This window comes from Agromyces sp. NPDC056389, assembly GCF_042262385.1.
GTDB lineage: Bacteria > Actinomycetota > Actinomycetes > Actinomycetales > Microbacteriaceae > Agromyces.
This window is the reverse complement of record NZ_JBHJPN010000001.1, coordinates 2,617,283-2,638,595: the sequence shown is the minus strand read 5'-3', so window position 1 is coordinate 2,638,595 and position 21,313 is coordinate 2,617,283. Positions and strand designations below refer to the sequence as shown.

Annotated in this window: 21 protein-coding genes; 13 read left to right on the top strand and 8 right to left on the bottom strand. The window is 70.9% G+C overall.

Features of this window, described 5'->3' with window-relative positions; genetic code table 11:
- Window positions 1-74 precede the first annotated feature (74 nt).
- The 4 genes from ACFCVM_RS12335 to ACFCVM_RS12320 all read left to right on the top strand — a co-directional run bounded on the left by ACFCVM_RS12335 (window position 75) and on the right by ACFCVM_RS12320 (window position 5,163).
- Window positions 75-1,388 (top strand): MFS transporter, encoded by a 1,314-nt coding sequence (locus ACFCVM_RS12335; protein ID WP_375836477.1) that lies wholly within the window; start codon window positions 75-77, stop codon window positions 1,386-1,388.
- Window positions 1,389-1,397: 9 nt separating this feature from the next.
- Window positions 1,398-2,888: a carboxylesterase/lipase family protein gene (locus tag ACFCVM_RS12330; protein ID WP_375836476.1), complete on the top strand. Its 1,491-nt coding sequence runs from the start codon at window positions 1,398-1,400 to the stop codon at window positions 2,886-2,888.
- Window positions 2,889-2,973: 85 nt separating this feature from the next.
- Complete coding sequence (locus tag ACFCVM_RS12325; RefSeq protein WP_375836474.1) at window positions 2,974-4,230, top strand: ROK family protein; 1,257 nt, start codon at window positions 2,974-2,976, stop codon at window positions 4,228-4,230.
- 84 nt (window positions 4,231-4,314) lie between these two features.
- Window positions 4,315-5,163, top strand: coding sequence for an AraC family transcriptional regulator (locus ACFCVM_RS12320; protein ID WP_375836473.1), 849 nt, complete (start codon window positions 4,315-4,317; stop codon window positions 5,161-5,163).
- Between the two features lie 354 nt (window positions 5,164-5,517).
- Here the strand turns inward: ACFCVM_RS12320 and ACFCVM_RS12315 are convergent, their stop codons facing one another.
- The 3 genes from ACFCVM_RS12315 to ACFCVM_RS12305 form a co-directional block, all read right to left on the bottom strand.
- Entirely contained in the window at window positions 5,518-6,738 is a 1,221-nt protein-coding gene (locus ACFCVM_RS12315; RefSeq protein ID WP_375836472.1) for an MFS transporter, read from the bottom strand.
- 120 nt (window positions 6,739-6,858) lie between these two features.
- The gene (locus ACFCVM_RS12310) at window positions 6,859-7,635 is read right to left on the bottom strand and encodes a glycosyltransferase (protein ID WP_375836471.1); all 777 of its coding nucleotides are present in this window, start codon (window positions 7,633-7,635) and stop codon (window positions 6,859-6,861) included.
- Window positions 7,636-7,708: 73 nt separating this feature from the next.
- Window positions 7,709-9,187: a peptide MFS transporter gene (locus ACFCVM_RS12305; RefSeq protein ID WP_375836470.1), complete on the bottom strand. Its 1,479-nt coding sequence runs from the start codon at window positions 9,185-9,187 to the stop codon at window positions 7,709-7,711.
- A gap of 101 nt (window positions 9,188-9,288) precedes the next feature.
- Between ACFCVM_RS12305 and ACFCVM_RS12300 the strand changes: the two genes are divergently transcribed.
- Together ACFCVM_RS12300 and ACFCVM_RS12295 are read left to right on the top strand one after the other, a co-directional pair.
- A complete protein-coding gene (locus ACFCVM_RS12300) occupies window positions 9,289-10,122 on the top strand; it encodes an alpha/beta fold hydrolase (RefSeq protein ID WP_375836469.1) in 834 nt (277 codons plus the stop codon).
- 99 nt (window positions 10,123-10,221) lie between these two features.
- Window positions 10,222-10,968, top strand: coding sequence for a DUF4097 domain-containing protein (locus ACFCVM_RS12295; RefSeq protein ID WP_375836468.1), 747 nt, complete (start codon window positions 10,222-10,224; stop codon window positions 10,966-10,968).
- Between the two features lie 39 nt (window positions 10,969-11,007).
- Here ACFCVM_RS12295 and ACFCVM_RS12290 read toward each other — a convergent pair whose 3' ends face one another.
- The 3 genes from ACFCVM_RS12290 to ddaH all read right to left on the bottom strand — a co-directional run bounded on the left by ACFCVM_RS12290 (window position 11,008) and on the right by ddaH (window position 13,700).
- Entirely contained in the window at window positions 11,008-11,556 is a 549-nt protein-coding gene (locus ACFCVM_RS12290; protein ID WP_375836466.1) for a histidine phosphatase family protein, read from the bottom strand.
- A gap of 117 nt (window positions 11,557-11,673) precedes the next feature.
- Window positions 11,674-12,918: an ornithine--oxo-acid transaminase gene (gene rocD / locus ACFCVM_RS12285; RefSeq protein ID WP_375836465.1), complete on the bottom strand. Its 1,245-nt coding sequence runs from the start codon at window positions 12,916-12,918 to the stop codon at window positions 11,674-11,676.
- Window positions 12,915-13,700, bottom strand: a complete 786-nt coding sequence (gene ddaH, locus ACFCVM_RS12280) for a dimethylargininase (protein WP_375836714.1) — start codon at window positions 13,698-13,700, stop codon at window positions 12,915-12,917. Before ddaH ends, rocD begins: the two co-directional genes overlap by 4 nt.
- 456 nt (window positions 13,701-14,156) lie before the next feature.
- Between ddaH and ACFCVM_RS12275 the strand changes: the two genes are divergently transcribed.
- Together ACFCVM_RS12275 and ACFCVM_RS12270 are read left to right on the top strand one after the other, a co-directional pair.
- Window positions 14,157-15,026, top strand: a complete 870-nt coding sequence (locus ACFCVM_RS12275) for a hypothetical protein (protein ID WP_375836464.1) — start codon at window positions 14,157-14,159, stop codon at window positions 15,024-15,026.
- Entirely contained in the window at window positions 15,023-15,820 is a 798-nt protein-coding gene (locus tag ACFCVM_RS12270; RefSeq protein ID WP_375836463.1) for a hypothetical protein, read from the top strand. Before ACFCVM_RS12275 ends, ACFCVM_RS12270 begins: the two co-directional genes overlap by 4 nt.
- Here ACFCVM_RS12270 and ACFCVM_RS12265 read toward each other — a convergent pair.
- Window positions 15,817-16,617, bottom strand: a complete 801-nt coding sequence (locus ACFCVM_RS12265) for an LLM class F420-dependent oxidoreductase (RefSeq protein ID WP_375836462.1) — start codon at window positions 16,615-16,617, stop codon at window positions 15,817-15,819. The genes ACFCVM_RS12270 and ACFCVM_RS12265 overlap by 4 nt on opposite strands.
- Before the next feature lie 90 nt (window positions 16,618-16,707).
- On the opposite strand from ACFCVM_RS12265, the gene ACFCVM_RS12260 reads away from it, so the two are divergent.
- From ACFCVM_RS12260 to ACFCVM_RS12250, 3 genes are read left to right on the top strand one after another with little or no spacing between them, the layout of a single operon-like run.
- Complete coding sequence (locus tag ACFCVM_RS12260) at window positions 16,708-17,145, top strand: Lrp/AsnC family transcriptional regulator (RefSeq protein ID WP_056655238.1); 438 nt, start codon at window positions 16,708-16,710, stop codon at window positions 17,143-17,145.
- 55 nt (window positions 17,146-17,200) lie between these two features.
- Window positions 17,201-18,193: a hypothetical protein gene (locus ACFCVM_RS12255; RefSeq protein WP_375836461.1), complete on the top strand. Its 993-nt coding sequence runs from the start codon at window positions 17,201-17,203 to the stop codon at window positions 18,191-18,193.
- Entirely contained in the window at window positions 18,193-18,555 is a 363-nt protein-coding gene (locus ACFCVM_RS12250; RefSeq protein ID WP_375836460.1) for a GntR family transcriptional regulator, read from the top strand. Before ACFCVM_RS12255 ends, ACFCVM_RS12250 begins: the two co-directional genes overlap by 1 nt.
- A gap of 22 nt (window positions 18,556-18,577) precedes the next feature.
- Here the strand turns inward: ACFCVM_RS12250 and rimK are convergent, their stop codons facing one another.
- The gene (gene rimK, locus ACFCVM_RS12245) at window positions 18,578-19,768 is read right to left on the bottom strand and encodes a 30S ribosomal protein S6--L-glutamate ligase (protein ID WP_056006453.1); all 1,191 of its coding nucleotides are present in this window, start codon (window positions 19,766-19,768) and stop codon (window positions 18,578-18,580) included.
- Between the two features lie 25 nt (window positions 19,769-19,793).
- Between rimK and ACFCVM_RS12240 the strand changes: the two genes are divergently transcribed.
- Both ACFCVM_RS12240 and ACFCVM_RS12235 read left to right on the top strand, forming a co-directional pair.
- A complete protein-coding gene (locus ACFCVM_RS12240; protein ID WP_375836459.1) occupies window positions 19,794-20,285 on the top strand; it encodes an ATP-dependent zinc protease in 492 nt (163 codons plus the stop codon).
- Entirely contained in the window at window positions 20,282-21,313 is a 1,032-nt protein-coding gene (locus ACFCVM_RS12235; RefSeq protein ID WP_375836458.1) for a hypothetical protein, read from the top strand. Before ACFCVM_RS12240 ends, ACFCVM_RS12235 begins: the two co-directional genes overlap by 4 nt.

Sequence of the window (21,313 nt, the reverse complement as noted above, 5' to 3'; positions counted from 1 at the left end):
ACTCATTCCCAAGCGTCGTTCGGTTTTTCGGCGTGCCCCAGATCCCCGGCCAACTCGACGAAGAGGAGCCCCCTGTGTCCCTGCACCCGCCCACCCCCGATCCCGCCAGTGAACTCGCCCCCACCGGCGCCATCTCGGCGATGGAGCCGATCCCCGGCGAGGCCCCGGCGAGCCCGCCGCCCACGAAACGCACGCTCCCCGGCATCCTCGGTGTCGCCCTCGCCCTGTTCGCCACCTATGCGGGCCTCATCGCCATCCTGCTGCCGATCCAGGTCGCGCTCATCGACGAGGCGAACAAGGTCGCGAACCTCGCGATCATCATGACGACCTCGTTCGTGTTCACGCTCTTCGCCCAGCCGATCGTCGGCGCGATCAGCGACCGCACCCGATCGCGCCTCGGCCGTCGGGCTCCGTGGATGGTCGGCGGCGCGCTCATCGGCGGCGTGCTGCTGATCGGCATGGGCTTCCTCGACTCGATCCTCTGGCTCACGGTCTTCTGGGTGCTCATCCAGGTCTCGCTGAACGCCCTGCAGGGCCCGCTGTCGGCGATCACGCCCGACCGCTTCCCGCGCGACAAGCGCGGCGTCGCGAGCGCCATGTTCGGCCTCGGCATGCAGATCGGCGCGACCCTCGGCATCATCGTCGCCGGCCAGTTCGGAACGAACTTCGGCGTCGGCTACTCGGCGTTCGGCGTCATCGTCATCGTCGTGACGATCGCCTACGTGATCGTCGACCGTGACTGGTCGTCGAAGGAGGCGACCGTCGCGCCGTGGAGCTGGAAGCAGTTCTTCGGCGGCTTCTGGATCAACCCGAAGCGGCACCCCGACTTCGCGTGGGCGTTCACGGCCCGGTTCCTCTTCATGCTCGGCTACTTCGTCGTCTCGGCGTACGGGCTGTACATCCTCACCGACTACATCGGCATGTCGCTCGGCGAGGCGGCCGGGGCCCAGGCCATGCTCGCGTTCGCCGCGCTCGTGCCGACGCTCGTGGCGGTCGCGATCTCGGGCTGGTGGAGTGACCGGATCGGGCGCCGCAAGGTATTCATCTACGTCTCGTCTGCAATCATGGTCGCGAGCCTCGCGTTCCCCCTGATCATGCCGAACATGACCGGCATGCTCATCATGAACATCATCATCGGGTTCGGATTCGGGTTCTACATGTCGGTCGACACCGCCCTCATGACCGAGGTGCTGCCCGGCGGCGGCGCAGCGGCCGGCAAGGACCTCGGCATCCTGAACATCGCCACCAACATCCCGCAGGCCATGAGTGCCGCGATCGCCGGTCTCATCATCAGCACGCTCGGCGGGTATCCGATGCTGTTCGTCTTCGCCATGGTCTTCGTCGTCATCGCGGCGATCGCCGTGGCACCCATCAAGAGCGTTCGTTAGGAGAACAGCATGACCCAGACCGGCACCGACACCCTCGTCGAGGTCGCCACCCGCGCCGGCCGAGTCCGCGGCGCGTGGCGCGGCGAGCCCGGAACGGCCGAGGCATCCGCTGCGTTCCTCGGTATTCCCTTCGCCGAGGCGCCCGTCGGCGAACTCCGGTTCGCCGCCCCGGTGCCGAAGGCGCCGTGGGAGGGCGTACGCGATGCGCTCGAGTTCGGCGCGACCGCGCAGCGCGGCGACCCCGGCGTGACGCTCATCCCCGAGCCCAGCGTGCCCGGCGAGTCGACCCTGAACGTCAACGTGTTCACGCCGTCGCCCGAGACGGCCGAAGGCGGCACCGGCCTGCCGGTGCTGGTCTGGATCCACGGCGGAGGCTACTTCGCGGGCTCCCCCGCGAGCCTCTGGTACGACGGCGGGCGCTTCAACCGCGACGGCGTCGTGACCGTGACGCTCTCGTACCGCCTCGGCTTCGACGGCTTCGGCTGGATCGCGGATGCGCCGTCGAACCGCGGCATCCGCGACTGGTTGCTCGCGCTCGAGTGGGTTCAGGAGAACATCGCGCAGTTCGGCGGCGACCCCTCGCGCGTCACCATCGCCGGCCAGTCCGCCGGCGGCGGCGCGGTGCAGACCCTGCTCGGCATGGAGGCGGCGCAGCACCTCTTCCACGCGGTCTACTCCATCTCGGGCGCGACCGCCGATGTCGCGCCCGAACGCGCCGAGAAGTTCGGCCGCGAGCTGGCCGCGACGCTCGGCGTCGCACCCACCCGCGCCGGATTCGGCTCGCTGGGCGAGGACGTGATCCTCGAGGCGCAGAAGAAGGCGACCGAGATGACGCCCGACTCGTTCACGAGCTTCATCGACGAGGGCCTGGGCCTCGGCCCGACCATCGACGGCGAACTCCTGCTGCGCCCGACGAACGAGTCGTTCGCGGCCGGCGTCGGCGCCGACAAGCCGCTCGTGCTCGGCGCGACCGACGACGAGTTCTCGATGATCTTCGCCGACGCCGAGAAGAAGATGCGGTGGATCCCGAAGTCCTTCATCCTGAAGAAACTCGGCATGCCGAAGGCGAAGATGAAGGCGTACCTCACGGCGAACGCCGACGTCGCAGCCAAGGGCACGGCACGCATCGGCGGCCGGTTCCTGACCGACCGCATGTTCCGCACTGCGCTGCTGAAGACCGTCGCCCAGCGCGGGGACGCGCCGACCTGGGTGTACCGGTTCTCGTGGCCGTCGGGCACGTTCGGCTTCGCCGAGCACTGCCTCGACGTGCCGTTCTTCTTCGACTGCCTCGATTCGATCGCGATCGAACCGCTCGCCGGCCCGAACCCGCCGCAGCGGCTCGCCGACGAGGTGCACGGCGGCGCCGTCTCCTTCATCACGACGGGCGAACCCGGCTGGCCCCGATACACCGAGGCCACGCGCGAGACGCGGGTCTACGACACCCCGTCGACCGTCGTGACCGACGGCTACGCGAGCGTGCGTCCGATTCTCGACATCTGAGCCGAGGACCGGAACGGGGCCTCCGGGTCGTGTACCCCGAATGGGGTACGTGACCCGGAGGCCCCGTTGCACGCATGCTTCTCACATGACTACGGCCGGCGAGACCTCAGTTCCCACCACGACCGGCCCGCTCGACGAGGTGCACCGCGAGCAGTCCGCGCGGCTCGTCGATCACCTGGTCGACCACGGTCCGGCGACCCGCAGCGAGCTCGCCGCCGCGACGGGCCTCGGTCGCGGCGCCATCGCGGGGCTCACCTCGCGACTGCTCGACGCCGGCGTGCTGCGACCTGAGGCAGCGGATGCCTCGGGCGATCACCGCACCGCACCGCTGACGCTCGCCGCAGCCGACCACGTGCTCGTCACCGCCCACCTCGGGCCCGACGACGCGGTCGCCACGCTCGCCACGCTCGGCGGCGTCGAACTGGCCCGCTTCACCGCACCGCTCCGCCAGGATGCCGCACCCGACGGCGAGACCGGCATCGCTCCGAGCCCGCTCGAGCTCCTCTCGGTCGTACTGGGCCGCGCCGTCGCCCGCGCCGAACGGGCCGATCGGGCGATCGCCGACGTCACCGTGCTCGTCGACGGGGCTGTCGCCGGAACCCCCTCGATCGTGCTCACCGACGAACGGCTCGGCATCGAACCGGTCGACGTGCTCGGCGAACTGCGCGCGCGCACGCCGGGCCTGGCCGAGGTCGAAGCCGCACTGCCCATGCCGATCACGCTCGTGCCCGCTGCGGTGGCCGCGGCATCCGTCGAACTCGGCGGGGCCACCTCCCGCGACCTGTTCTACATCGCCGGCGACACCGGCATCGTCGCCGCCGCCGTCATCGGCGGGCGGCCGATGCGCGGCGCCCACGGCCTCGCGGCCACATTCGCGCACCTGCCGATCGTGCCGGGCGGCGTGCGCTGCAGTTGCGGGCAGCGCGGATGCCTCGCCACCGTCGCCTCCCCCGAGATCGTGCTCGAGCGGGCGGGCCTCACCGAGTTCGCCGCCTCCCACGGCCGTCTCGCCGCACTCGACGAACTCGTCGTGCTCGTCGACGCCGCCGATGACCGAGCCCGTTGGTCATGGCTCGATGCGGCGCTCTGGATCGGCCGGTCTCTGCAGCTCGTCGCACCGACCCTCGACCCCGCGTACATCGTCGTCGGCGGCTACTGGGCGGCCCTGGTGGGCGACATCGAGACCGCGTTCCGCGACAACCGGCCGACCATCGGCGGCGGCGCGCTCGAGTCGATCCCCACGATCGTGGCCTCGCAACAGGGCGGTGAGGCAGCCGTCGCCGGCGCCCGCCGTCAGGCTCGGGAGCGCTTGGTCTCCGAGCCGTTGCTGCTCGCGGGCTGACGTAGCCCGCCGTCATCGGGGAATGATCGGCGCCTCGAGGCGATTGCACCTCACATGCGCATGATCACGTCGTCGCCACGGGCCATGGTCCGGGTCGACGACGACGCCACGATCGGTCGGTTCCTCGAGCACCTCAGGTGGTCGGTGATCGAGACCACCCGACACGATCTCGCCGCGGGCACGACCCGACGCGACCGGCACGAGACGACCCGGCTCCACGTCGTCCTCTCCGGGACCATCGAACTCGAGCGGGGAGACGAGGTGGTCGACCTCGACCGCGGGGACATCGCGCTCCTGCCTCAGGGCGGACCGACACGACTGACCGCGTCCGCCGACGCTCGCGTGCTCAGCGCGACGATCGAGCTGGTGGTTCCCCACCCGACCATGACCCGGGCGATGCCACCTCTGCTGGCCGCTCGTGGGTTCGGTCGGACTGAGCCCGGGTTCTCGAGCCTGCTCGACACGATGCACCGCGAGGCATCCGACGCCCGACCGGGCTCGAGCACTGTGCTGGCCGGGCTCACCGACGTGGTCACCTCCGCGGCGGTGCGCTTCTGGCTCGAACACGGCTGCGGCACGGCGCGCGCCTGGCTGGCCGCTGCGCAGGATCCGAACGTCGGCGACGCCCTCGCTGCGATCCACGAGAGCCCCGGGTCGCGGTGGACGGTCGCCGCTCTCGCCCGCGTCGCGCGCGCGTCCCGCTCGCAGTTCTCCGAACAGTTCCGCGAGACGGTCGGCGACACCCCGGCCCGGTATGTGACCCGGGTCCGGATGGCGCAGGCCGAGCGGATGCTCCGCAACGGCGAACCGGTCGCGGGCATCGCCTATCGCCTCGGCTACGACAGCGAGGACGGGTTCAGCCGAGCGTTCCGCCGCCACAGCGGTATCGCACCGAGCCGGTGGCGGCGGACCGCCCTCCGGCCCGTCGCCTGACCCCGACTCCCACGGCACCGGTCACGACAGCCCGGCCGACTCGGACGACTCGATCGTCCAGCTCAGCTCCTCGTGCAGTGCGTCGAGGAAGCTCGCCGGATCGAACATCGCGCCGGCCGGCGCGACCCCGTCGTCCACGTCCGCCCGGAGAGGATACGGTCGACGGCTTCGGCTGCGAGCGGACCCGTGATCGCGTAGATGTCCTGCCCTGAGGCGGATGCGCGTCGCTGCTCCGCACCCCGGCGCACCACGACATCGACCACGAAGGTCTGCTCGGATCGGCCGTTCTCATCGACGTGAAGCCGCCCGTGGCGTGCACACGCCGCGGTCGCCTGCGGCATCCGCGGGCTCCCCTCACCGCCGCCGCGCCGTAGCGAGCACCATGCCGCCGAGCACGGCGGAGATCCCGCCGCCGAGGAAGGCGACCTGCACGCCGACCGAATCCACGAGCAGCCCGCCGACGGCCGCACCGATCGTGATCGCGGTCTGGAAGGCGGCCACGATGAGTCCGCCCGCGCTCTCGAGCCGATCGGGGGCGACGCGCGCCATCCAGGTCTGGATCATCGTCGGAACCGCACCGAACCCGGCACCCCACACGCTCACCACGACGACCGCGACCACCGGGTTCGCTCCCCACAGCGCGTACAGCACCATCGAGGCACCCATTGCGGTCGGCGCCGCGACGAGGAGCACCCCCAGTCGCCGATCGGCCAGCGGGCCGGCCGCCAGGTTTCCGACGAACGAGGCGAGCCCGAAGACGGCCAGCAGCAGTGCGAGCGTCCCCGGCGTGACCGCGCCGATCGACTCGAAGGCGGGGCGCAGGTAGGTGAAGCCGGCGAAGTGGCCCCCGGCGATGAGCACGACCGAGAGGATCCCGAGCGCGACGACGGGCCGCGCGGCCGTCCGCACGAGGGTGCCGAAGCCGGGCGCCCCCGTCGGCGGCACTGACGGCAGCGTCACCATCTGCACCGTGAGGGCGATGACGCCCACCGCTGCGGCGCCGAGGAACACCGTGCGCCAGCCGAGGAGGTCGCCGAGGACGGCGCCCGCGGGAACCGCGGCGATCGTCGCGAGCGACAGCCCGGTGTTCACGATCGTCATCGCGCGCCCCAGCCGATCGGCCGGCACGAGCTGCGAGGTCACAGCGAGGGACATGGCCCAGAATCCCGAGATCGCGAGGCCCAGCAGCAGGCGTGAGGCCATCATGAGCCCGAACACCGGAGCGATTGCGACGAGCACGTTCGAGACGACGGCGAGCGTGGTGAGGCCCACCATGACCGTGCGGCGATCGACCCGCGGCAGTGCCGACACGACCAGCGGGCCTCCGACGATGCCGACGATGCTCGTGGCGGTCACGAGCTGTCCGGCGACACCCTCGGTGATGCCGAGGTCGGCCGCGATCGGCGAGAGCAGGCTCGCCGGAAGGAACTCGCTCGCCACGAGCGTGAAGATGCCGAGGCCGAGCGAGACGACGCCGGCCCATGCGGCCCTGCCGGGGGCCGGGGCATCCGCGCCCGGTGCCGCGTCGGCGGGTGAGAGCGAGATGGCACTGGTGCTCGCGGTATTCGTGGACATGTCGCTCCTTCAGGTGGATCTCCACCCTCTCGGAACGACCGCGCCGGCGCCCGACCGTTCGTCGTCGGTACCCGACGGATCGTCCGGTTGAGGCGTCGCGGCCGTCGCCGGCGCCCGCCGTCAGGCTCGGGAGCGCTTGGTCTCCGAGCCGTTGCTGCTCGCGGGCTGAGGCAGCCCGCGACCGATCCTGCTGCGGATCCCCCAGCCGGTCACGCGCATCATCGCTTCGACCACGATGCCGGCGCTCATCTTCGATCGACCGCGCTCGCGTTCGACGAAGGTGACGGGCACCTCGACCACCACGAGGCCGGCCTCACGCGCGTGCCAGAGCATGTCGACCTGGAATCCGTAGCCGCGCGTGTGCACGTCGTCGAGCCGGATGCGTCGCAGGGCATCGGCCCGGAAGGCCCGGTACCCCGCCGTCGCATCACGGGTGGGCAGCCGCAGCACCCAGCGCGCGTAGGCGCTGCCGCCGCGCGAGAGCCACTGACGACGGCGCGGCCAGTTCTCGATCGAGCCGCCGTCGATCCAGCGCGACCCGATGACGAGGTCGACCGGCGGCTCGGCGGTGAGCGCGTCGAGCAACCGTGTGAGCTGTTCGGGCTGGTGCGAGCCGTCGGCGTCCATCTGCACGATCGGGTCGAACCCCTCGGCGAGCGCCCACGCGAACGCGTCGAGGTAGGCGGCGCCGAGGCCGTTCTTCTCAGTGCGGTGCAGCACCTGCACCGAGGCATCCGCCGCCGCGATCTCGTCGGCGATCACGCCGGTGCCGTCGGGAGAGGAGTCGTCGACGACGAGCACGGATGCCGCGGGCACGGCGGCGCGCACGCGCGCCACGATCGCAGCGATGTTCTCGCGCTCGTTGTAGGTGGGAATCACCACCAGGGCTCGGGTCATCACTCGAATCGTAGTCGCCTCGAGCATCGCGCTCGTGCCAGCGGCCCGACGCTGGCGTCGGGGCGGGCCCGCGTCAGCGCACGCCGGCCATGAGCTTCAGCACGCCGCGGCTGCCGACCGCGAGGGCGATGCCGAGCACGATCGCGATGCCGCCGAGCACGCCGAAGTAGACCACCTCGGTGTCGGCCGAGTAGAACGTCGCGAGCTGGCCCGAGATCGCCGTGCCGAGCGACACCGACAGGAAGAAGAGCGCCACCATCTGCGTGTGGAACACCTTCGGCGCGAGCTTCGTCGTCACCGAGAGTCCGACCGGCGACAGCAGCAGCTCGGCCACCGTGAACACGAACAGGATGCCGATGATCGCGAGCAGCGGCGTCGAGTTCGCCGCACCGCCGGCGAACGGGATGAACAGCAGGAACGCCACACCCATGATCGCCGTGCCGAGCGCGAACTTGATCGGCGTCGACGGCTGCCGGTCGCCGAGCTTGGTCCAGATCGCCGCGAACACGCCCGACAGGATGATGATGAAGATCGGGTTGATCGACTGCACCCACGAGACGGGCATCTCCCAGCCGAAGAGGTCGCGGTTCAACTGCTTGTCGGAGTAGATCGTGAGCACCGTGAACTGCTGCTGGTAGAGCGACCAGAAGGCGACGCTCGCGACGAACAGCGGCATGAAGCCGAACACCCGGCTGCGCTCGACGGTCGTGATGCGCTTGCTCGAGAGGATCACCGCGAAGTACGCGACCGCGGCCACGATCACCGAGGCGATGACCCAGGTGACGAGGTTCGTCGCGGTGATGAGGCCGGTCAGGACGAGCACGACGACGGCGACGATGGCCGCCGCTGCGATGCCGATCACGAGGCCGAGCCGGTCACGCGGCAGCGGGTTCGGCACGACGGATGCCTCGGCCGGCAGTCGCTTGCGACCGAACGAGTACTGGATCAGGCCGATCGCCATGCCGACGGCGGCGAGGCCGAAGCCCCAGTGGAAGCCGAGCGTCGACGCGAGCAGTCCCGTGAGGATCGGGCCGAAGAAGGCGCCGAGGTTGATGCCGAGGTAGAAGATCGAGAACCCGGCGTCCCGGCGCGGGTCGTGCTCCGAGTAGAGCGTGCCGACGACGCTCGTCGCATTCGCCTTGAGCCCGCCGGAGCCGAACGCAACGAGGATCAGGCCGACCCCGACGCCGAAGAAGCCGGGGAGGAGCGCGAGCGCGATGTGACCGGCCATGATGACGATGGCGCTGAAGAAGAGCACCTTCTCGCTGCCGAGCACGCGGTCGGCGAGCCACGCACCGAGGATCGTGGAGAGGTACACCCCGCCGCCGTACGCGCCGACGATGCCGGCCGCCGCAGTCTCCTCCATGCCGAGGCCGCCCTCGGCGACCGTGTAGTACAGGTAGATGAGCAGGATGCCCTGCATGCCGTAGAAGCTGAACCGCTCCCACATCTCGACGCCGAAGATGTTCGCGAGCGATCGCGGCTGACCGAAGAATCCGCGGTCGCGCTTGATTTCACTCGGCTCCGAGACCGGCTCGGTGACACTGCCCATGGAGGTTAACCCTACCGGAGCGCCTTGCGGCGGCCCGAGCTGCGGTGGTGGACTGGGCACACGGGCGCACCGCGACATCCGTCAGCCGCATCGGAGGAACCATGGCCTACATCACCGTCGGAGCCGAGAACTCGACGCCCATCGAGCTCTTCTACGAAGACCACGGCTCGGGGCAGCCGGTCGTGCTGATCCACGGCTACCCGCTCGACGGGCACTCATGGGAGAAGCAGTCGCGAGCACTGCTCGACGCCGGGTACCGCGTCATCACGTACGACCGCCGTGGATTCGGTCAGTCGAGCCAACCCACGACCGGGTACGACTACGACACCTTCGCCGCCGACCTGAACACGGTGCTCGAGACCCTCGAGCTCAGCGAGGTCGTGCTCGTCGGGTTCTCGATGGGCACCGGCGAGCTGGGCCGCTACCTCGGCACCTACGGCAGCGCGCGCATCGCGAAGGCCGCGTTCCTCGCCTCGCTCGAGCCCTTCCTGCTGCAGACCGACGACAACCCGACGGGCGTGCCGCGCGAGGTCTTCGACGGCATCGAGCAGGCGGCCACGGGCGACCGCTACCAGTGGTTCGACGACTTCTTCCAGAACTTCTACAACCTCGACGAGACGCTCGGCTCGCGCATCAGCGAGGGGGCGGTCCGCGGCAGCTGGAACGTCGCGGCCGGCTCGTCGTGGTTCGCCTCGTCGGCCGTGGTCGAGACATGGCTCACCGACTTCCGCGCCGACATCGAGAAGATCGACGTGCCCGCGCTCATCCTGCACGGCACCGCCGACCGCATCCTGCCGATCGACGCGACCGGGAGGGAGTTCACGAAGCGCCTCCCCGCCGCCGAGTACGTCGAGATCGAGGGGGCACCGCACGGCCTGCTGTGGACCCACGGCGAGGAGGTCAACCGGGCGCTGCTCGCGTTCCTCGCGAAGTAGGGCGAAGGCGCGCCGCACCCGGGGGCTTGCCCCCGTGCGGGCGCGGCGCCGACCTCGTTAGGGTCGGTGACGGGCGAGAGGGTCGCCCGAGGGGGAATCATGATTCGCACATCACGCACGATCGCCACGGGAGCCGTCGCAGCAACGGCGCTCCTGCTCCTGCTCCTGAGCGGATGCGGCCTGCTCACCCCACCCGAGCGGTTCAGCGACGAGTCGACGCTCGACGATCAGGTGCACACGATCGAGATCGACGAGCCCGCCGGCAGCGTGACGGTGCGCGGCGATGAGGATGCCACCGAGGTCGAGGTGTCGCGAACGGTCTCGTACCACGGCGACCGCGAGGTCGGGTCGACGTTCGAGGTCGACGACGGCGTGCTCGTGCTGAGCGGGTGCGGCAATCGCTGCACGGTCGACTACACGATCGAGCTGCCGCCCGGCGTCGACGTGCGCGGTGCCACCTCGAACGGCGCCATCGAGCTCACCAAGGTGGCCGAGGTCGACGTCTCGACGAACAACGGCAGGATCGAACTCGACGACGTCACCGGCGCGATCGAAGCCGAGACGAGCAACGGGCGCATCGAGGGGCGCGGTCTCGCCGGCACGGGCGTGCGGGCGACGACCTCCAACGGCGCGATCGAGCTGCGCCTGTCGGCAGCGCAAGACGTCGACGCACGCACCTCGAACGGCGGGATCGACCTCGCGGTGCCGACCGACGAGGTCGGGTACCGGGTCACGACCGACACGTCGAACGGCTCGGTCGACGTCGACATCGACGAGGACTCCGACGGCGAGTTCGCACTCGACCTCGCGACCTCGAACGGGTCGATCCGCGTCACCGGTCGCTGATCGGTCGCGACGGGGTTCCGTCGCTGCGGATCGCTCGGCTCAGTTCGATTCGGCGATCAACGCGGGCGCGAGTTCGAGTCGGCCGTCGAGCACCTCGAGTTCGCTGATGGACCCGTTGGCCACGGGGCCCGGGCGCTGATCCCGATGCCGAACAGCGTGGGCGGTGATCGCGTTGATCAGGGCGCCATGGCTCACGACGACCACGTTCCCGCCTTCGTGGATGCTCGCGATGCGCGCCAGCGCGGCTACGGCACGTTCGACCAGTCGTGCGTGCGGCTCGATGCCGGGAATCACGCCGCCCGGAAAGGCCTCCTCGAGCTCCGCCCAGGGCGTGCCCTCCGCCGCACCGAGCTCCTGCTCGACGAGGCCCCCCTCGAGCTCGACACTCGCGAGGCCGAGCTCGGCGGCGATGATCCGCGCGGTCTCAGCGGCTCGGGCCAACGGGCTGCTCACGACGGCCGAGTACCGAAGCCCGTCGAGCCGGCCCGCCGCCGCCAGGGCCTGCTCCCGCCCGACGTCGTTGAGCGGGATGTCCTGTCGGCCCTGGATGAGGCCCTGGGCGTTCCAGTCCGTCTGGCCATGTCGCACGAGTCGCAAGCGAGTGATGAGCGCACCTCCGAAACCGGTCGATCGCCGATTCCGCGATGCGCGGACGATCGGCTCGAAACCAACACTCCCATCGCACGGGCCGGACTGCGAAATCGTTCACGAGCGTGCGGCGAGCTCCTCGAGTACTGCGGCGAGCTGGTCGACCGCCCAGTCGAGATCGGCCTGCTCGACCACGATCGGCGGCGCCAGGCGGATGGTCGAGCCGTGCGTGTCCTTCGCGAGCACCCCGAGGCGCATGAGCACCTCGCAGGCCTCGCGGCCGGTCGCGAGCTCGGGATCGATGTCGATGCCGGCCCAGAGGCCCGCGCCGCGCACCTCCACCACACCGTGCCCGACGAGTGAGCCGAGTCGCGACTGCAAGTGGGCGCCGAGCACGCGTGCCCGCTCCTGCGGCCGACCGCTCGCGAGCATGCGCACCACCTCGAGGCCCACGGAGGCCGCGAGCGGATTGCCGCCGAAGGTGGATCCGTGCTCGCCGGGGCGGAGCACCCCGAGCACGTCCCGGTCGCCGACGACCGCGGAGACCGGCACGATGCCGCCGCCGAGCGCCTTGCCGAGCAGGTAGAGGTCGGGGACGACGCCGACGAGGTCGCACGCGAACGTGGCCCCCACGCGGCCGAGCCCCGACTGGATCTCGTCGGCGATGAGCAGCACCTGCCGCTCGGTGCAGAGCGCGCGGAGCGACGGCAGGAACTCGGCCGGCGGCACGACGATGCCGGCCTCGCCCTGGATCGGCTCGACGAGCACGGCGACCGTGCGATCGTCGATCGCGGCGGCGACGGCAGCCGCGTCGCCGTAGGGCACCGTGCGGAAGCCCGGCGTGTACGGCCCGAAGTCGTCGCGGGCGTCGGGGTCGTCGCTGAACGAGATGATCGTCGTCGTGCGGCCGTGGAAGTTGCCGGCCATCACGACGATGTTCGCGGAATCGGCGGGTACGCCCTTCACCCGGTAGCCCCACGCGCGCGCGACCTTGATGCCCGACTCGACGGCCTCGGCGCCAGTGTTCATCGGCAGCACCATGTCTTTACCGCAGAGCGCGGCGAGCTCGGTGACGAACGGGCCGAGCCGATCGTTGTGGAACGCGCGGCTCGTGAGCGTGATGCGGCCGAGCTGCTCGCGCGCGGCCTCGACGAGGCGCGGGTTGCCGTGGCCGAAGTTCACCGCGGAGTACGCGGCGAGGCAGTCGAGGTACCGGCGCCCCTCGACATCCGTCACCCAGGCGCCCTCGCCCGAGGCGACGACGACCGGCAGCGGGTGGTAGTTGTGCGCGGCGTGCTCGTCTTCGAGCAGGATCGCATCGGCGGTACGGTCCGTGGTCGCGGCGGGTGGGTTCAGGGTCATCGGCGCAGCTCCAGGGTGCAGCATTTGACGCCGCCCCCGCCGAGCAGCAGCTCCGAGAGGTCGACGCCGATCGGGTGGTATCCGTGTTCGCGCAGTTGTCGTTCGAAGTCCGTCGCGCGCGAGGCGATGACCACGTGGTAGCCGTCGCTGAACGAGTTGAGGCCGAGCACCGCGGCATCCGTCTCGTTCACGATGATGGCGTCGGGGAAGCGCGCCCGCAGCACTGCGACGGATGCCTCGTCGAACGCGCTCGGCAGGTAGGCGATGTGCTCCTGGCCCGGGGTCGGGTCGAGCACCGCGACCGCCGTGTCGAGGTGGTAGAAGCTCGGGTTCACGAGTCGCAGGGTCACGACCTCGCGCCCGAAGACCGCGGCGAGCTCCTCGTGCGAGCGCGAGTCGCTGCGGAACCCCGTGCCCGCGAGGATCGCGTCGCCGACGAGCAGGAAGTCGCCTTCGCCCTCGTTGACCTCCACCGGCTCGCGCACGTCGAGGCCCGCACCGCGGAACCACTCCATGTACGCCGGCCCCTCGGGCTGTCGCTCGGGGTAGGTGAACTTCGCGCCGTAGGCGACGCCATCGATCACGAAGCCGCCGTTCGCGGCGTAGACCATGTCGGGGAGGCCTTCGATCGGATCGATGAGCTGCACCTCGTAGCCGAGGCCGACGAAGGTGTCGTGGAGCACTTGCCACTGCGCGAGCGCGAGGGCCGTGTCGGTCGGCTCGGCCGGATTCATCCACGGGTTGATGCGGTAGACGACGGTGAAGTACTCGGGGCGGCACATGAGCACGCTGCGAGCGGTGGGGCGGCGCTCGGGGCGCACGGCCGCCTGCTCGGCGGGGTATTCGCCGGGGTGGCCGTCGGTTGCGATCATCGTCGACATCTCGCTCCTTCGAGAGGGGAGCGGATGCCGCTTGGGGGCCTGCGGCATCCGCTCCGTGCATCGTCGGCGCACCGACCCGCTGTTCGCGAGTCCGGCGGCGGCGTTCGGGTTCGCCGCCGTCGGGTTCGCCTGTTTCAAGTGTGCGGGCAATTGCAGCGCGGTTGGTGGCGTGCTGCGCAATTTTCGTGCTCGTTCAGCGCCGTCGCGCGGCATCCGTGCGTGAACGAGCGAGCGGATGGCGCGTCTGGCGCGTTCGCCCGTCCGGTTGCCGTCGGCGCGTCCCTGAGGCATGCTGAAATCGACCCGGATTCGTGCGACCCGATGCACCCGAGCCGGGGCGGAGCGACGGAGACCGGCATGGCTGACGTGAATGACCGTGCCGGCGCGAACTCCCCCGGACCCGATTCCCGAGCGGCGACCGATGCTGCCGAGACTGCCGCGCGCATCACACGACTTCAGCGCATCGCGTTCGGCGCCGACGCCTCGGAGTCGGAGCGGAATACGGCCGCCGCCGAGCTCGAGACCCTGCAGCGCGCGGAGGCGGACGCCGCAGCGGCGCGCGCCGAACTCGCGGCCGTCGCCGGCCGCACGGCCGGGCAGACGCACGACGACCACCCCGATGACGGGCCGGACTCGTCGACGGCCTTCGCGGCGCCCGCGCCTGCGCCGACGGACGCCCGCGGCATCCGCTGGGCGATCGCGGCCGGCACCGTCGCGCTCGCGCTCGGCCTGGGCGTCGGGTGGCAACTCGGCGGCCGTTCGGTGACACCGTATGCAGACGGGGTGTCGACGGCGGCTCCCGATGTCCTGGCCGCCGTGCCGACCGCTTCAGCCACCACCGTGCAGCTCGCCGAGACCTCGTTGCCGGGTGTGCTCTCCCGTCCGCCGGTCGAGTCCGACGTCCTGGATCCCGCCTGGCAGCGGACGTACGGCATCGACCTGTCGAGCGCGCGCCGACTGCTCAGCCTGCCCGACGGACTCGTGGTCTTCGGGGCGCTCCGAGACGGCGACGTCTGCCTGATCGCGAGCTACTCCGCCGCCGACGGTGCACCGGCCTGTTCCACCTACGGCATCGTCAACAGCGAGGGGCTCCGCACGGCGGTCATGAGCGAGACGACGGCGACGACCGTGCGGTGGCGACCCGACGGCACGGTGGAGCTGACTCCGGCGGGCTACCGGCTCGCCGAGCCCGCCGTCGCGGATGATGACGAGGGGAGCGCGAAATGACCGCCGATCGCGTCGCCGACCTCGAACGGATCGTGTACGGATCCGGCGCGAGCGACGAGGAGCGCGAGCAATCCGCTCGCGAGTTGCTCGAGCTGCGAGCTGCGCTGGCGGCGGCGGAGGAGCGCACCGACGAGGCAGGCACGACGGCCGAGACGGCCGACGTCGAGGCGGCCGATGCCGACTCCGCCCCGGCCCCGCACACGGACGACCCGGTCGCCGCCGCCGATCCGCGACGCCGCCTGCGGCGCGTGATCATCGCCGCGACCGCGGCCCTCGTCATCGGCGTGCTCGCCGGTTGGCAGCTCGGCGCTCGCGAGGCCGAGCAACGGGCCGAACTCGCTTCCGCTGCCGGCTCGGCGTTCCCCGGCCCGCGGACGCAGGCCGAGTACCTGGCGGCACTGCCGCCCGCGGCCGACTCCCCCGCAACCGAGGTGTTCGACCGGCCGGCGACGGCCGCCGATGCACCCGAGGCGTCGTGGATGCCCGATGTCGGAGGAGCGGGCGCCGACTCCCGACTCCTCGCGATCCGCGGCGACGGCACCTCGATCTACGCGGTTCACGACGGCGATGAGTACTGCGTGTACGTCGTCCTCCCCGTGCTGGAGGCCGGCACGATCAGCTGCACCGAGGGGGGCCGTTTCCCAGCGGAGGGCCTGCAGGCCGGCATGAGCGTCGAGGGCTCGCCCGAGGCGACCGTGGGCGTGACATGGCGACCCGATGGGTCGCTCAGCGTGCTCGTGCCCCGCACGGAGCCCGCGACCCTGCCGCTCGACGAGAACCCGGGCCCGCGCTAGCCGTTCTTCGCGTCCCGCCAGGCGAGCCAGCGACGCACCGGGTCCAGGTCGTAGGCCGGACCGCCGATGCCGATCGTGAAGAGGCGCACGCCGCCGGCGAAGAGCGCCTCCGCGTGCTCGACGTCGTGGCCGGCCCGGTCGAGCTCGTTGGAGACCGTGATCTCCGAGACGTCCCGCCCGACCTCGTCGCCCCAGCGGGCGAGCACGTCGAGCTTGTGCCGCAGCTCGTCGGGCGCGACGAAGGAGTGCCAGATGTCGGCGTGCCGGGCGACGATGCGCAGCGTCTTCTGCTCGCCCTTGCCGCCGATCATCACGGGGATCCGCCGGGTCGGCGGCGGGTTCAGCTTCGCCCAGCGGGCCTCGATGCGCGGCAGGGCGCCGGCGAGCGCGTTCAGTCGCGAGCCCCGCGTACCGAAGTCGTAGCCGTACTCGTCGTAGTCGCGCTCGAACCAGCCCGACCCGGTGCCGAAGATGAACCGGCCGGTGCCGCCCTTCGCGCTGATGTGGTCGAGGGTGCGGGCCATGTCGGCCTGCAGGTCGGCGCCGCGGTACGAGTTGCAGTTCACGAGCGTGCCGAACTCGATCCGCTCGGTCTGCTCGGCCCAGGCGCCGAGCATGGTCCACGCCTCGAAGTGCAGCCCGTCAGGGTCGCCCGTGAGCGGGAAGAAGTGATCCCAGTTGAAGACCACGTCGACGCCGAGCTCCTCGAGTCGCAGGACGGTGTCGCGGATGGCGGGATATTCGGCGTGCTGCGGCTGCACCTGCACGGCCAGACGTACGGGGGAATCGAGAGGCATCCCGCCAGCCTAGGGCGGGAATCCGCGCGGGGCGCAGGAAATGTGCGCCATGTCATGCGAGAACGCAAAGGATCGACATACAATCCGAGAATGGACAACCTCGATCGCGCCATCCTCGATCTGCTCCGGCAGAACTCCCGGGCTGGGTACGGCGACATCGGATCGTCGGTCGGCCTCTCCGCCTCGGCCGTCAAGCGACGCGTCGACCGGCTCGTGGCCGACGGGGTCATCCGCTCGTTCACCATCCAGGTCGACCCGACCGTCGACGGCATGTCCACCGAGGCCTACGTCGAGCTCTTCTGCCGCGGCACCGTGGCGCCCGACGAGCTCCAGCGCATCCTGCAGGGTGTGCCCGAGGTCGTCTACGCGGGCACCGTGACCGGCAGCGCCGACGCGATCGTGCACATGCGGGCCCGCGACATCGCCTCGCTCGAAGACGCGCTCGAGCGCGTGCGCATCGCCCCGAACGTCGACCACACCCGCAGCGCGATCGTGCTGTCGCGCCTCGTGAACCGCAACCGGGACTGACCACGACGCGCCGCGGGCGCTTGACGCCATGACTTTGTAGTAATACATTCTTGGCATGTCCCTCGAATGGCCCGAATGGTTCCTGCTCGGCCTGCTCACTGCGTTCGCCGTCCTCATCGCTGTCTCCCCCGCGTGGATGTCGCGGCCGTCGGCGGTCGGACGGTTCGCCCGCGCCGTCGGGCTTCCGCTCGACGGCGACGTCGAGCTCGAGCAGACGATCCGCGAGCGGCTCCGATCGCGCGCCCGCTGGGGTGCACTCGGTTCCATGGTCGGTGCCGTGGCGAGCGCCCTCGTGGTCGTGAGCGGTGCACTGACGACCCACGACGACTGGGGCACGGGCGTCGCACCGTTCGCCGGGCTGGCGCTCGCGTGCCTGCTGCTCACCGGGCGCGGCATCGGCACGGCCATCTCGATCCTGCCCGCCCCGCCCGAGGTGCGACGCAACGGACCGCGACTCGCGCGTCTCCCCCGCCCGGTCGCGAGCGACTACGTCGCGCCGATCGAGCGCGTCGGAGCCCGTGTCCTCGTGGCCGTGAGCTCGGTTCTCGCGCTCGGCACCGTTCTGCTGCCGGTGCCGGTGCCGGTGCCGGTCGGGTCGCGGGTGCTCGTCGGCGCGTCGGCCCTGGGAGCGATCGCGGTGCTCGTCGTCGTGGGGTGGGTGTCGTCGGCGCTCGTCGCTCGGCCCCAACCCGCGGTGAGCGAGCAACTGCTCCGATGGGATGATGCGCTTCGCGCGCAGACGCTGCGCGATCTCGTCTCGGTTCCGCTCATGTTCGGCGCACTCGCCCTGATCACCTCGACCACGACCGGACTCGGCTGGGTCGCGGCGAGCGGCGACCTCGGCTTGATCGTCATGAACGTGGCGATGAACGTGCTCATCCTCGCCGGCATCGTGGTCGTCGCGATCTCGATCGCGGTGAAGCCGGCCCGCTACTACCTCAAGCGGCTCTGGCCCGTGCAGTACTCCGAGACGGAGCCGCCCGCGTACGGCTCTCCGGAGGCGGCCGCCCCGACCGTGGCCGAGAGCGCCGCGGCACGGGGCGCATGATGCTGCTCGAACTCGATCCCGAATCCTCCGTTCCGCCCTACGAGCAACTGCGGCGGGCGGTCATCGACGGCGTCCGCGGCGGCACCCTCGTCGCCGGCACCCGGCTGCCGCCCGTGCGCACGCTCGCCACCGAGCTCGGCCTCGCAGCGAACACGGTCGCCCGCGCCTACCGCGAGCTCGAGCGCGACGGCGTCATCGAGACGCGCGGTCGCAACGGCTCGTTCATCTCGGCGACCGGGGATCCGACCGAGCAGCAGGCGCAGCTCGCGGCATCCGCCTATGCCGATCGCATCGCGCAGCTCGGCCTCGACGCGGAGCAGGCCCTCGCGATCGTGCGGGCCGCCCTGCAGAGCCGCGGCTGACCGACGCCGGGCAGAGCGCGGCTCACTCCTCGGGGATCGGCTGCTTCGGGAGCTTGCGCACCTTGGAGCGGCGACGACGACGCTCGGGGATCATCGAGCGCATCTCCTCCAGCTTGCCGAAGCAGAGCAGGCGGTCTTCGCCCTCGAGCACGACGCCCTTGCGCGGATTCGGGATGACGGTCGTGCCGCGGTGCAGCGTCAGCACCGTGATGTCGCGCTCCCAGAGCCCCGATTCACCGAGCGTGGTGCCGACGAGGTCGGCGCCGCCGTGCACCATGAGCTCGGCCACGCCGTAGCCCGTCGAGACGGTGAGCCGCTGGCGCACGTCGATCTCGGGGAAGGCGACCTGGTTCGCGATGTGGTCGATGATGGCGCCGGCGACGTCGAGCTTCGTGGCCGTCTCGATGCCCTCGAGCCCCGGCGAGGAGTTGACCTCCATCACGAGCGGGCCGTCGTCGCCCTCGAGCATGTCGACGCCCGCGACCCGGAGGCCCATGATCTGCGCCGAGCGCACGGCCGCCTGCTCGTACTCGGGCGTCAGCTCGACCGCCTCGACGGTGCCGCCGCGGTGCACGTTCGAACGGAACTCGTCGCCGCTCGCGCTGCGACGCATCGCCGCGACGACGCGGTCGCCGACGACGAGGGCACGGATGTCGCGGCCCCTGCTCTCCTTGATGAAGCGCTGGATCAAGACGTTCTGCTTCGTCGAGTGCAGCGTCTCGATGATCGCCTCGGCGACCTTCACCTCGGGCGCGAGGATGACGCCGATGCCCTGCGTGCCCTCGAGCAGCTTGATGACGACCGGCGCTCCACCGACGCGTTCGATCGCGGGACGCACGTCGGCGCGGTTGCGCACGAACGCCGTCGCCGGCATGCCGATGTTGTGGCGCGAGAGGATCTGGTTCGCCCGCAGCTTGTCGCGCGAGTTCGTGATGCCGTTCGCGGTGTTCGGCGTGTAGACGTCCATCTGCTCGAACTGGCGTACCACGGCGGTGCCGAAGTACGTGACCGAGTTGCCGATGCGGGGCAGCACGGCGTCGTAGTCGGAGAGCCGACGACCCCGGTACTGCAGGTCGGGCTCGGGCCCCGAGAGGTCGATCGCGAAGCGCAGGGTGTCGAGCACCTTGACCTCGTGACCGCGCTGCTGGGCGGCCGTGCGGAGTCGTTGGGTGGAGTACGCCTGCGGGGCGCGCGAGAGGATCGCCAGTTTCATCGTGTGCCCCTGCGAAGATGGTGGAGTGACAGAGCCCGTCTATTCAAACACCATCGCGGGATGGCGCGAATGGGTGAGCCTGCCCGGAGCCGGAGTTCCCTGGATCAAGGCGAAGCTCGACACGGGTGCGCGCACCTCGTCGTTGCACGCGTTCGACCTCGAAGAGGTACAGCGCGGCGCGGAGTCGATCGTGCGATTCGGGGTGCACCCGTGGCAGAACTCCGATGAAGACGCCGTCATCGTCGAATGCCCCGTGCACGACCGCCGCTCGGTGCGAAGCTCCTCGGGCCACACCGAGGAACGCATCGTCGTGCTCATGGACGTCGTGCTCATGGGCCGCACGATGACGGCCGAGGTGACGCTCACGAACCGCGACGAGATGGGCTTCCGCATGCTCATCGGGCGCGAGGCGCTGCGGCAGGGCTTCATCGTGGACTCCGCGCGCTCCTTCGTCGGCGGTCGTGCGCCACGCGGCATCCGTCGTCGGAATCGCGGCCGCACCGCCGCGCGCGCGTGAGCCGCACACGCCAGGGAATCGATCCGACGGCCGCACCCGTCGCACCGACGACCACCCGTCCCCCGCTCTGGCGGCGGCTCGTGGGCAGCCCCCTCGTGTGGGCGGCCGCCTGCCTCGCGCTGGCCGTGCCGTGGGCGGTGTCCGGTCAGGCGACCGAGATGATCCCGTACCTGCTCATGCTCGTCGGGGGCTGGTTGTGCGGCTTCTCGTTCGTCAACGCGACGTTCCGCATGACGCCGGTTCGGCGCGGGGTCGTCAACCACGTGATCGGCGCGGTCGTCTCGGCGGCGCTCGTCGTGACGGCGGCCGAATTCGACGGCTCGCTGCTGGCCACCGCGCCCGAGCCGGCGCGGATCTCGCTCGCGATCGTGCAGTTCGCCGCGATCCCCGCAGCGGGGTGGATCTGGCTCGCCCTCATCGGGCGCGTCTCCGCCGCCGTGGGCACGCCGAAACAGCCCGCCCCGATCGCGCCGGAGTGGGTGCGCGCCGAGCGCGGCCGCGGCTCGGAGGTGCGATTCGCCGCGGTGCCGATACCCGTGCGCACCCTGACCATCGCCATCATCGTGATCGTCGTCGTGATGAGCGGCGTCGCGACCCTGGCGCTCATCTTCGTCGGCGATCTCGTCTACGCGCTCGGCGCCCGACTCACGATCATCGTCGTCGGCGTCGTCTTCGCCCTGCCCGTATACCTCGCCGGCCGCGCGGTGGCGCGACGACGAACCCTCGCCTGCACCGTCGGCTTCGGGAACGATCGTCTGTGGCTCACCGCGGGGTCGACGACGACGATCGTCCTGTTCCGGGACCTCGAGCTGCTCGTCTGGCGGCGCAAGAGCGACTACGCGCGCGTCGAGGTGCGCGGCGCGGACGTCGAAGCCTCACTCGTCACGGGCATCGCCGCGCCGCCACCCGGCGCCACCGCCGAGCTCCCTGCGCTGCCCCGGCGCGTGCTCGGCCGGCTGCACGACGAGGGGTTCGCGCTCGAGCGTTCGCGACGGGGCGAGGTCCTGACGTTCCGGCGCGCCGGCTGA

What these genes read in the sequence shown, in the direction of transcription:
- ACFCVM_RS12315 (WP_375836472.1), bottom strand. Translation starts at nt 6,738, where the DNA reads ATGTCCACGAATACCGCGAGCACCAGTGCCATCTCGCTCTCACCCGCC.
- ACFCVM_RS12325 (WP_375836474.1), top strand. Translation starts at nt 2,974, where the DNA reads ATGACTACGGCCGGCGAGACCTCAGTTCCCACCACGACCGGCCCGCTC.
- ACFCVM_RS12255 (WP_375836461.1), top strand. Translation starts at nt 17,201, where the DNA reads ATGTCCCTCGAATGGCCCGAATGGTTCCTGCTCGGCCTGCTCACTGCG.
- ACFCVM_RS12270 (WP_375836463.1), top strand. Translation starts at nt 15,023, where the DNA reads ATGACCGCCGATCGCGTCGCCGACCTCGAACGGATCGTGTACGGATCC.
- ACFCVM_RS12250 (WP_375836460.1), top strand. Translation starts at nt 18,193, where the DNA reads ATGCTGCTCGAACTCGATCCCGAATCCTCCGTTCCGCCCTACGAGCAA.
- ACFCVM_RS12295 (WP_375836468.1), top strand. Translation starts at nt 10,222, where the DNA reads ATGATTCGCACATCACGCACGATCGCCACGGGAGCCGTCGCAGCAACG.
- ACFCVM_RS12305 (WP_375836470.1), bottom strand. Translation starts at nt 9,187, where the DNA reads ATGGGCAGTGTCACCGAGCCGGTCTCGGAGCCGAGTGAAATCAAGCGC.
- ACFCVM_RS12330 (WP_375836476.1), top strand. Translation starts at nt 1,398, where the DNA reads ATGACCCAGACCGGCACCGACACCCTCGTCGAGGTCGCCACCCGCGCC.
- ACFCVM_RS12275 (WP_375836464.1), top strand. Translation starts at nt 14,157, where the DNA reads ATGGCTGACGTGAATGACCGTGCCGGCGCGAACTCCCCCGGACCCGAT.
- ACFCVM_RS12300 (WP_375836469.1), top strand. Translation starts at nt 9,289, where the DNA reads ATGGCCTACATCACCGTCGGAGCCGAGAACTCGACGCCCATCGAGCTC.
- ACFCVM_RS12265 (WP_375836462.1), bottom strand. Translation starts at nt 16,617, where the DNA reads ATGCCTCTCGATTCCCCCGTACGTCTGGCCGTGCAGGTGCAGCCGCAG.
- ACFCVM_RS12260 (WP_056655238.1), top strand. Translation starts at nt 16,708, where the DNA reads ATGGACAACCTCGATCGCGCCATCCTCGATCTGCTCCGGCAGAACTCC.
- rocD (WP_375836465.1), bottom strand. Translation starts at nt 12,918, where the DNA reads ATGACCCTGAACCCACCCGCCGCGACCACGGACCGTACCGCCGATGCG.
- ACFCVM_RS12320 (WP_375836473.1), top strand. Translation starts at nt 4,315, where the DNA reads ATGGTCCGGGTCGACGACGACGCCACGATCGGTCGGTTCCTCGAGCAC.
- rimK (WP_056006453.1), bottom strand. Translation starts at nt 19,768, where the DNA reads ATGAAACTGGCGATCCTCTCGCGCGCCCCGCAGGCGTACTCCACCCAA.
- ddaH (WP_375836714.1), bottom strand. Translation starts at nt 13,700, where the DNA reads ATGTGCCGCCCCGAGTACTTCACCGTCGTCTACCGCATCAACCCGTGG.
- ACFCVM_RS12310 (WP_375836471.1), bottom strand. Translation starts at nt 7,635, where the DNA reads ATGACCCGAGCCCTGGTGGTGATTCCCACCTACAACGAGCGCGAGAAC.